The sequence below is a fragment of the Allobosea sp. P1_A7 genome (assembly GCF_056406775.1).
In genome coordinates, this window is the sequence record NZ_JBFTZN010000204.1 from 1 (window position 1) to 10646 (window position 10646).

The following is a 10646-nucleotide window of genomic DNA, read 5'->3' on the forward strand; positions in this document are numbered from 1 at the left end:
CTTTTCGGTGGCTCGACCACCTCGATCCTGTTCAACATCCCGGGCGAACCGTCCTCCGTCGCAACCACATTCGACGGTCACCCGATGGCCAAGCAGGGCAGGGCGACCGAAGCCTTGTCCTTCGCGTTCCTCTCCGCCGGCTTCGGCGCGATGGCGGGCGTCATCCTGATCACGCTGCTCTCCGGCTGGGTTGCCAAATTCGCGCTGAAATTCTCCTCGCCCGAGTATTTCGCGGTCTATTTCATGACCTTTGCGAGCTTCATCGGCCTTGGTGGCGCCACCCCCTTGAAGGCCATCGTCTCGATGGGTGTCGGCTTTGCGCTCGCCTCGGTCGGTATGGACTCGGTCTCCGGCAGCGTCCGGTTGACCTATGATCTCGACGTGCTGCTCGCCGGCGTCAGCTTCCTCATCGCGGTCATCGGGCTGTTCGGCATCGGCGAATTGCTGCTGACCATGGAGGAGGGGCTGAAGTTCGACGGTGTCCACGCCAAGGTCAGGATGACCGACGTTCTGAAGACCGCAGCCAAGCTGCCGCGCTACTGGCTGGCGCTGCTGCGCTCCAGCGTCATCGGCATCTGGATGGGGATCACGCCTGGAGGCCCGACCGCGGCCTCCTTCATGAGCTATGCCATGGCCAAGCGCTCCTCGCGCAATCCCGAGAAGTTCGGCAAGGGCGAGCCCGAGGGCGTGATCGCGCCCGAGACCGCCGACCACGCKGCCGGTTCGGCCGCGATGCTGCCAATGCTCGCGCTTGGCATTCCCGGCTCGGCGACGGCCGCCGTGATGATGGGCGGCTTGATGATCTGGGGGCTCAATCCCGGCCCGATGCTCTTCGTCGAGCGCCCGGATTTCGTCTGGGGCCTGATCGCCTCGATGTATCTCGGCAATGTCGTCGCGGTCATCGTCGTGCTGGCGACCGTGCCGCTCTTCGCCTCGATCCTGCGCATCCCGTTCTCGATCGTCGGGCCCCTGATCGTGATCATCTGCTTCATCGGTGCCTTCACCGTTGCCAGCAAGGAATTCGACATCTGGCTGGCGCTGATCTTCGGGATCGTCGGCTACCTCTTCAAGAAGCTCGATTATCCGATCGCGCCGCTGGTGCTCGCCATGGTCATCGGCGACAAGGCCGAGGATGCCTTCCGGCAATCGATGATCTTCTCGCAAGGGTCGCTCTCGATCTTCTGGTCGAACCCGCTGGTCTCGACCCTGATGTCGATCGGTGTCCTGCTCCTGGTCATGCCGCTGCTCGGCTCAGGCCTGCGTCGTCTCAAGGGCGGCCGCGCCACGCGCCCGGCCTGACCGTTGCCTCGATCCTCCGTATCTCCGCGAAAACAGAGTCCGACCATGACCGAACCCTATAAGGGCATTCTGCCGATCGCTCCGACGATCTTCCACGACAACGGCGACCTCGACATCGAGGGCAACAGGCGTGTCATGGACCTGATGGTCGATCAGGGCGTCGACGGTATCTGTATCCTGGCCAATTTCTCCGAGCAGTTCCTGCTCACCGACGAGGAGCGCGACMAGGTCATGCGCCTCTCGATCGAGCAGGTCGCCGGCCGCGTGCCGGTGATCGTCACGACCTCGCATTTCTCGACCCGGATCGCGGCTCAGCGCGCCAAGGCCGCGGCGGATGCCGGCGCGAAGATGCTGATGATGATGCCGCCCTATCACGGCGCGCTGCTCAAGGCCGACGAGCAGGGCATGATCGAGCATTTCAAGCATGTCACCGATGCCTGCGGCCTTCCGGTCATCCTGCAGGACGCGCCGCTCTCCGGCGTCACCATGACGGTTCCCTTCATGGTGCGGCTGGCGAAGGAGGTCCCGCTCGTCCGCTATTTCAAGATCGAGGTTCCCGGCACGGCGAACAAGCTGCGGGCCCTGATCGAGGCGGGCGGCGAGGCCGTCGTCGGCCCGTTCGATGGCGAGGAGGCGATCACGCTGATGGCCGATCTCGATGCCGGCGCGACCGGCACGATGACCAGTGCCATGATCCCCGACCTGATCAAGCCGATCCTGACCGCGCATGCCTCGGGCGATCGCAAGACGGCGGCGGCGCTCTATCGCGACGTGCTGCCGATCATCAATTACGAGAACCGCCAATGCGGCCTGCGCTCGGCCAAGGCGGTGATGAAGGAGGGCGGCGTGATCAGGAGCGAAGCCGTCCGCCACCCGCTGACCCCGCTGCACCCGAAGACCCGCGAGGGCCTGATCGAGTTGGCGCGCGAACTCGACCCGCTGGCGCTGCGCTGGGGGAAATGAGGCGGCGCGCCGCGGCTGGCGCCCGCCGGGAGAGGATCAGCGTCGGGTCAATAGGACCCGATGCCGCCGGACGGCGGCGGCAGGTTGCCGCGACGGTCTCTCGTGATGAATTCCGGCGTCACCTGGAACGCCCGGGACAGCCAGGTGATATAGGCCGACAGCAACTGCTCGATGGCACGCATGGGTTGCCTCCACATATGCAGGAGCAACCCTAGCATGAAACGCGGCGTCTTGCCCGGGATTTTGGACGAAGGCGCCTATGCCTTCGTCCAGACCGCGAGCTCGTAGCCGTCGGGATCGGCGAAGTGAAAACGCCGCCCGCCGGGGAAATCGAAGGCCGGCTTGACGATGCGTCCGCCTGCGGCTTCGACCTGCGCCTGTGACGCGGGAAGATCATCGGCATAGAGGATGATCAGTGGGCCGCCCGGTTGCGGCGTGCCCTGGGTGGTGAACCCGCCTTCGAGACGGCCGTCAGTGAAGGCGCAATATTCCGGCCCGTAATCGGTCATCGTCCAGCCGAAGGCCTTCTCGTAGAAGGCGCGCGCCCGGCCGAGATCGGAAACGACGAACTCGACATAGTCGATGCGCCGGTCATTGGACGATGGGCTCATGACGTTCTCCTTCGATTCATGTTCGTCTGATCTGATGGAGCAGCCTCCGGTCATGATCCGGCAGGAGGTGAAGGATCAGGGGCGCTGCTGAGGCGCATCTTGTTCAAGGGCGCCGTGCTGCTGTAGCAGCTTGGCAATCACCGGGCCTCCTGTGCACCATGCACATCCACAGGCTCAGACTGATAGGGGCGAGACGCATGCCGACGACGACCGAAACCTCCTTGCGTGAAGCCTTCGTCCGGGCGCGCCGCAGCCGCAGCCTCGTCGACATCGAGACGCTTCCCGTTCCGGCCGATCTCGAAGCGGCTCTGGCCGTGCAGGCCGATGTCAGCAGCGACATGGGCTATGCGCATCTCGGCTGGAAGGTCTCGATCACGGATGGGCGCGGGCTCGTCGGACTGATGCCCGGGCCGTTCCTGAAGCCTGGCGATACCTATCGCTCGGTGCCCGGAGCCGAGCTGCGGCTCGAGGTCGAGCTCGCGATCCGACTCGGGCGCGACATGCCGCGCCGTCCTGGCAAACCCTATAGCCGGGCCGAACTTCTGGAGCATTGCCACAGCGCCTTCGTCGGCATCGAGATCATCGAAAGCCGTATCGCCGACTGGACCCATGTTCCATTCCCGCTCTGGTTGGCCGATGCGATGGGCCATGGCGGCTATCTGATCGGCCAGGACGTTCCCTTCGAGGTCTTCGACGAGATCGCCGATCTCACCTGCACGGTCGAACTCGACGGCGACGTGCTCTATGACAAGCCTGCTCACCACGCCAATGGCGACCCGCTGACCCCGGTGCTGGCCTGGGCCAATCGTGAGACCGAGAGCGCGCTTGGCGGCCTCGTGGCCGGCCAGATCATCACCACCGGCAGCCTTTGCGGCGGCGTTCTGGCGCCCAATCTCGGCCCGGTCATCGTCAGGCTCGATCCGCTGGCCGCGATTTCTTTCGCGCTCGCCTGACGTCGGGACCGCCGGGCAGGACGAGGCAGCTTGCAATCGAGCCCGCTTTCGCCGCGCGGCCCGAGGCAATTATCGCGGGCTGCAGGCGTGCCACGGACAGCTTTGACGAGCAGAATTGTGGTCATGACGAGGCATGACCACAAAATCATCTCATTCTATTGGTCTTGATAGTGTTGCGTTGGAGGAATGATGCGGGGTTTGCGGCGTAGGGTGCGCGGGGTTGCAGGCGGAGGCGGTTACGCTTTCGCCGCTATGCTTGCCATCCAGCCGGTACCCGCCGAGGCTTTCGACCTCTCCTCGCTCGACATATTCGGCTTGTTCGGCTCCTCGGATAAGCCGCCTGCGGTCAGCAGCACGACGCTGCCCTATCAGCTCGAGTTCGACGTCAGCGGGGCCACCGATGCCAAGGCCCTGACGCTGACGCTGCGCGACGCCTCGCTGCTTTACCGGCTCAGGCAGGATGCGCCGCCCGATGGCGAGACCCTGGCCCGGCGCATGGTCGCCGATCTCAACCCGCTGATCGATGCCCTCTGGTCGCAGGGCTATTTCAATGCGGATGTGACGATCGCGGTCGACGGTAACGGTCTGCGCCTCGGCAACGAGCCYGGCCCGGCGCTGGTGCGCGCGCTTGAAGCCTATCGCAACCGGGCCCCGGCGCCGGTCACCGTGCGGGTTGTGACCGGCCCGCTCTTCAGCCTGCGCAATGTCGAGGTCGTCGAGCAGGGCAAGGGCGGGGGCGGTGCCATTGCCGATCCCCACAAGGTCGCGCGCCTGAAATCGGGCGACCCCGCGACTTCGGCCGCCTTGCGTTCGGCGCAGTCATCTCTGGTCGATCACCTGCGCAACCAGTCGCGCCCGCTCGCCAGGGTGGTCGCGCTACGCCCGGTCGTCGATCATGCGGCGAAGATCATGGATGTGACCTATGTCGTCGAGCCCGGGCCGGTCGCCGGTTTCGGCGATGTCGGGATCGAGGGCACGGTCGATGTCCCGCCGCATGTCGTTCGCTCCTTCATCTATCTGGAGCCGGGCGACCCCTATTCGCCCAAGGCGCTGGCCGACACGCGCAAATCGATCACCTCAATTCCGGCCATCGGCTCCGCCCGTATCCGCGAGGCCGACCGGCTCGACGCCAATGGCAACCTGCCGATCTTTGTCGACATCACGGAGCGGCCGAAGCGGCTGATCGGCTTTTCCAGCCGCTTTTCCACCATCGATGGTCCGGCGGTCAGGACCTATTGGGAGCACCGCAATCTGCTCGGCGGTGCCGAGCGGCTCAGGCTCGAGGGCGATCTCTTTCTCGCACCGCGGATCAACGGCACCACGATCCAGAGATTTGGCGATTTCGAGCAGTCCGACCTTGGCGGGCGCTTTGCGTTCAGCTTCATGAAGCCGGCGCTGAACGGAACCCGTTACGACCTGCTGGTCGACGGCGTCGCGACGCGCGAGCGCGTCGGCACCAATCGCTATGGCGGCTATACCGCCCGCTACGCCAATGTCACCAGCAGCATTCGCCGGCGTTTCAGCGACACCTTCTCGGTCCAGGCCGGCCTGGAGGTCGAGCGCGGCCAGACCAGCGATGTGCTGGGTCAGATCACCTACACCCTTGTCGGAATCCCGCTTTCTGTCCGATACGACACGACCGACAGCCTGCTCGATCCGACGCGCGGTGTCCGCCTCACCGCCTCCGTGGCGGCATATCCGACCTTCATGGGATCGACGGTCGGCATCGTCCAGACCAAGGGCGCGATCTCCGGCTATTACGCGCTCGATGAGGAGGCCCGTTATGTGCTGGCTGGGCGCATCGGCTTCGGCTCCGTGGCCGGCGCAGCGCTCGACGAGATCCCGTCGACGCGGCGCTTCTATGCCGGCGGTGGCGGTTCGGTGCGCGGCTACGCCTATCGCACGCTGTCACCGCTTGGCCCCTACAACCAGCTGATCGGCGGACGCAGCCTGTTCGAAGCCTCGGTCGAGGCGCGGATCAAGATCACCAACACCATCGGCATCGTGCCGTTCTTCGATGTCGGCACGGCCTTCGAAGAGAGTTTCCCGGCCTTCAATCAGACGCTGCGGATGTCGGCTGGTCTCGGGTTGCGCTATTATACGCCGATCGGCCCGATCCGCTTCGACGTCGCTGCGCCGCTCAATCCGCGCAAGGGCGACAAGCCGGTCGCGGTCTATATCAGCATCGGGCAGGCCTTCTGATGGGCAACCGGCTCACCCTTTCGCGCCTGGCGCTTCTGGCCCTGCTGCTGGTGGTGGGGCTGGTCGTCTCGGCCCGCTTCGGCGGTTTCGCTCAGAACGCGCAGAATGATCGCGGGGTTCTGGCCGACCTGATCTCGCGCGCCCTGTCGACACCGAACAGCCAGGTCTCGATTGGGGCGGTCGATGGCGCGCTGTCCTCCGACGCGACGATCCGTGATGTGGTTCTCTCCGATCGCGACGGCGCCTGGCTGAGGGTCGACCGCGTACGGCTGATCTGGACCCGCACGGCCCTGCTGCTCGGCAGGCTCGAGGTCGACCGGCTCGAGATCGGCACGCTCGAGATCTTGCGCAAGCCGATTGCCGATCCGGCCGCAGCGCCGACCAGCGACCAGCCGCTCCTTCCGGAGCTGCCGGTCAAGGTGAACATCACCGCCTTCCAGCTGGGCGAGTTGTCGCTGGGCGCCCCGATCGTCGGCGTGCCGGCCCGGTTGGGTGCGACCGGCGCAGCATCGCTCGGCGCTCCATCCGAGGGGCTTTCGCTGCGTCTCGAGGCGCGCCGGCTCGACGCGCCGGGCGAGTTCACGCTCAGGCTCGGTTTCGTGCCGCAGACTACGCGCCTGCAGATCGCCGCCAAGGTCGACGAGCCGCAGGGCGGCCTGATCGCGCGTGTCGCCAATCTCCCGGACCAGCCGCCGGTCAAGCTCGACCTCAATGGCGATGGCCCGCTCGACGCCTTCCGCTCGACCCTGACCTTCACGGCCGGCCCGACCATTGGGGCGCAGGGCTCGGCCAATCTCTCGCGCGTCGGTACTGGCCGTGACCTGGCCCTGGCCCTCGATGCCCGTATCGAAGGGCTGATGCCGGCGCCGGCCGCACCGGTCTTTGCCGGCTCGACCCGTCTCGACGGCACGGTCGGCTTCGTCGATGACGGTGCCGTCGACCTGCGCAACATCGCGCTCGTTTCGGCGCTGGCGCGCCTCGATGTCGTCGGCCGCTACGGGGCCGACAAGAATCTCGATATTCGCGTCACGGCCGCAGCCGTGCCCAATGCCAATGGCCGCACTGTTGCCGCCGGCACCGAGATCGGCAAGCTCGCCCTGGATGCCACCGTCAATGGCCCGGTGAACGGGCCGCGCGTCGTCGCCTCGCTCGACGCTCAGGATCTGCGCCTGCCGACCGGTCGTCTTGGCAAGCTCGTGGCGCGGTTCACCGCGACGCCGAACGGATCGATCGGCAATGCCGACACGCGCATCGCGCTAGTCTCGGACGGCGAGGCGACGGGCGTGGCGCTAGCCGATCCCAGGTTCGCCCGCGTCGTCGGCGACCGCATCGTCTTCACGCTGCGCGGGACAGGGCGGGGCGAGGGGAGTGCCGATTTCGAGACGTTGCGGCTCGCGATGTCCGGCGTGGAACTCGACTACAAGGGGCAGCTCGGCAAGGCCCGCATCCTGGGGCAGGCTCGCGCAGTCCTGCCCGATCTCTCGCGCCTCAGCGGGCTCGCCGGCCGCAAGCTTTCAGGCAAGGCACAGCTCGGCGCCGATCTCGATGCGGTGCCGCGCCAGAACATCTATTCCGCGAGCCTCGATGGCCGTGGCGATCAGATCGGGACCGGGGAGGCGGCGCTCGACCGGCTGCTCGCCGGCAATCTGACGCTGGCCGGGCGCGTCGGGACACTCGCTGACGGCGGCGTGAATGTCAGTGGTCTTCGTCTCGCCGGGCAGCATGTCGCCCTCACGGCCGATGGCGGCATCGGCCGCGAGCGCTCGGATCTGCGGRCTGCCATCACCCTGCCTGACCTGAAGCGGGCCGATCCACGCCTCTCCGGCAAGGGCGAGGTCACGGCACAACTGACCGGACCGCAGGACAAGCTCGATGCCTCGGCACGGATCGCGGTGACGAATGCGAGCGCGCTCGGTCGTCCGATCCCGCGGCTGTCGATCGATGCCGTGATCCGCGACCTGCAGGGCGCGCTCGAGACGCGGGCGACGCTCGCGGGTGAGATCGAGGGCAAGCCCGCGACCGGCACGCTGCAATTTGCACGCCTGCCCGATGATGCCTGGGACCTGTCGAAGCTCGATCTCGCCATCGGCTCGGTGAAGCTGACCGGCGCGGTTACRCTCGACCAGGCCAGGCGCGCAGCCGGTCGGCTGACGCTCGCCGCGCGCAATCTCGACGATCTCTCGGCTCTGGCCCTCACCAGGCTCGGCGGACAGCTCGATGCGGACCTCACGCTCGCTCTTGTCGAGGGGCGGCAGAACCTGGACCTGAAAGCCAAGGGCACGCGCATCAATGCCGCCGGGGTTTCGCTCGACAAGCTCGATGCCAGCGTCGGTGCCACGGATCTCCATGGCCGCCCGGCGATCGACGCTGCGATCGCCATCGATCGCGCGGTGATCTCTGGCGAGGCGATCAACGCGATCCGCTTCGATTCGAAGGGCGGGCCGGATGCGAGCGCCTTCACCCTCAGCGCCAATGCCCGGGGCTTCACGCTCAATGGCGCTGGCCAGCTTGTTCCCGGCGATCCGCTGCGGCTCGACATCGCCTCCTTCGATGCCCGGCGCGAGGGCAAACGCATCACGCTGGCCAACCCCGCTTCGCTGAGTTTCCCCACTGGCGGTGTCGAGATCTCGAAGCTGGTGCTCGCCATCGACGCCGGCCGGCTCAGCCTTGATGGCCGGGCGGGCGAGACGCTCGATCTGCGCGTGAATGCGAAGGACATCCCGCTTTCGGCGGTCAAGCTGGTGGCCCCGAAGCTCGATCTGTCCGGCACCTTGAACGCCGAGGCGCAGATGTCCGGCAAGCCGGATGATCTCGCCGGTCCCTGGCAGATCCGGATCGCGCGGCTGGTGACTCCCGAAACCCGGAGCGCCGGCCTGCCTCCGGTCGAGATCAGCGGCAACGGTCAATTCTCCGGCCGGCAGACCAGCGTCGAAGCGACGCTGACGGCCGGCCGCGGCGCGAATCTCGCGGTTCGCGGCACGGCGCCCCTGAGCGCAAGCGGCGCGCTCGCTCTCACCATTCAGGGCAAGCTCGACGCTGCTCTCGCCAATGCGCTGCTCGCGGCGCAGGGGCAGCGGCTGACCGGCACAGTGACGCTCGACCTGCGGGCCGGTGGCACGGCGGCAGCGCCCGAACTGAACGGCGTTGCGACCCTCGCCAATGGCAGTTTCACCGACGCTCTCCAGGGCGTGCGGGTGACCGGGATCGAGGCGCGCATTGCTGCCAATGGCGACAATCTGCGGATTGAACGCGCGGTTGCCCGCGCGGCCAATGGCGGCACGTTGTCGGCGTCAGGCCAGGTCCGCGTCGACCCCGCCGCCGGTTTCCCGGGAGAGATCAAAATCGAGGGACGCCGTGCCCAGCTTGTCTCGAACGGCATCGTGACATCGGTCGCCGACCTCAATCTCGCGATCGGCGGTCCCCTGGCGCAGCGCCCGCGCGTCGATGGGCATGTCGATATCATCTCGCTTGACGTCGCGGTGCCGGATCGGTTGCCGGCTTCCTTGCGTCCCGTCGACGGAATTCGTCACGTCAATGCGAAGGGCGCTGCGGCGGTGCGGATTGCCGCGCAACGCAAGGCGGCGCGCAGCGCCGGCAAAGGCGGACGCGCGGCGCCTGCCTTCGATGCCGCACTCGCCGTCACCATCTCTGCGCCGAACCGCGTCTTCATCCGTGGACGCGGGATCGACGCTGAGCTTGGCGGCGAGTTGCGCGTCGGCGGCACGCTTTCGGCCCCCGTGCTCGATGGCGGCTTCGATCTCAGGCGCGGCCGCTTGTCGGTCGCGAGCCAGCGGCTCGATTTCAGTCGCGGCCGCCTGACCTTCACGGGTGGCGTGATTCCGGAGCTCGATTTCGTCGCCGAGACCCGCGCCTCGGACGTGACCGCGCGAATCCTCGTCACCGGGCCGGCGGACCAGCCCGCCTTCGCCTTCACCTCTCAGCCCGAGCTGCCGCAGGACGAGGTGCTGTCGCGTCTGCTCTTTGCCCGTGCCTCCGGCTCGCTCTCGCCCTTCCAGGCCCTTCAGCTGGCGCAGACGGCCGCGCAATTCGCGGGGACCGGTGGCGACGATGCCTTCGAGAAGCTGCGCAAGTCGCTCGGCGTCGACAATCTCGACATCCAGATGGGTGCCGGCGGACCCACCGTCGGTGTCTCCCGCTATATCGGCGACAACGTCTCGATCGGAATCAAGGCCGGCGCCAAGYCCGAGGATAGCGGCGTCTCGATCGGCATCGATGTAACGAAGCGGCTTCGCATCCAGGCCGAAACCGGCGCGGATGGCAGCGCTGCCGTCGGCGTCGGCGCCGAGTGGGAATACTGACTGGCGCCAGCGCGCCGTTCCGGATGGCTGTGGCTTGAGTCGCCCATCCCGATTCGAACAGGCCGTGATTCTGCCGCCTTTTGCCTGCAGGACATGCCCAGCCGGCGCGCGCGGTTAACGGCGGGTAAATTTCGACCCTCAAAGCGTGGCGCGCCTGCAACACCGGGTTTCAAAGCACCCCCTCGGACCTCGCGGCGGCGTGATCTCGGTTGATCGGCCACCCGGCATTCGTATGGTGAAGGTGCGTCGGGACGTTCCCGGTCGCTGTTTTTCGTCTTCGCCTCTGAATGGTTCAGGGA

Annotated in this window: 7 protein-coding genes; 5 read left to right on the forward strand and 2 right to left on the reverse strand. The window is 66.8% G+C overall.

The window, feature by feature from the left end; translation table 11 throughout:
* Both AC1D34_RS27090 and AC1D34_RS27095 read left to right on the forward strand, forming a co-directional pair.
* Nucleotides 1-1299, forward strand: a 1299-nt coding sequence (locus AC1D34_RS27090; protein WP_476825865.1) for a tripartite tricarboxylate transporter permease, incomplete at its 5' end; no start/stop codon positions are given.
* Between the two features lie 45 nt (nt 1300-1344).
* Entirely contained in the window at nt 1345-2262 is a 918-nt protein-coding gene (locus tag AC1D34_RS27095) for a dihydrodipicolinate synthase family protein (protein ID WP_476825866.1), read from the forward strand.
* Nucleotides 2263-2309: 47 nt separating this feature from the next.
* Here AC1D34_RS27095 and AC1D34_RS27100 read toward each other — a convergent pair whose 3' ends face one another.
* Both AC1D34_RS27100 and AC1D34_RS27105 read right to left on the reverse strand, forming a co-directional pair.
* On the reverse strand, nt 2310-2444 hold the full coding sequence (locus AC1D34_RS27100; RefSeq protein WP_441478378.1) for a hypothetical protein: 135 nt from the start codon (nt 2442-2444) through the stop codon (nt 2310-2312).
* A gap of 75 nt (nt 2445-2519) precedes the next feature.
* Complete coding sequence (locus AC1D34_RS27105) at nt 2520-2873, reverse strand: VOC family protein (protein WP_441504782.1); 354 nt, start codon at nt 2871-2873, stop codon at nt 2520-2522.
* A 197-nt stretch (nt 2874-3070) separates the two neighbouring features.
* Here AC1D34_RS27105 and AC1D34_RS27110 point away from each other — a divergent pair, with 197 nt between their 5' ends.
* The 3 genes from AC1D34_RS27110 to AC1D34_RS27120 all read left to right on the forward strand — a co-directional run bounded on the left by AC1D34_RS27110 (nt 3071) and on the right by AC1D34_RS27120 (nt 10347).
* Nucleotides 3071-3826, forward strand: a complete 756-nt coding sequence (locus AC1D34_RS27110; RefSeq protein WP_441504781.1) for a fumarylacetoacetate hydrolase family protein — start codon at nt 3071-3073, stop codon at nt 3824-3826.
* 252 nt (nt 3827-4078) lie between these two features.
* On the forward strand, nt 4079-6028 hold the full coding sequence (locus AC1D34_RS27115) for an autotransporter assembly complex protein TamA (RefSeq protein WP_441504780.1): 1950 nt from the start codon (nt 4079-4081) through the stop codon (nt 6026-6028).
* On the forward strand, nt 6028-10347 hold the full coding sequence (locus tag AC1D34_RS27120; RefSeq protein WP_476825867.1) for a translocation/assembly module TamB domain-containing protein: 4320 nt from the start codon (nt 6028-6030) through the stop codon (nt 10345-10347). The genes AC1D34_RS27115 and AC1D34_RS27120 overlap by 1 nt, the downstream gene beginning before the upstream one ends.
* The last annotated feature ends 299 nt before the right edge of the window (nt 10348-10646 follow it).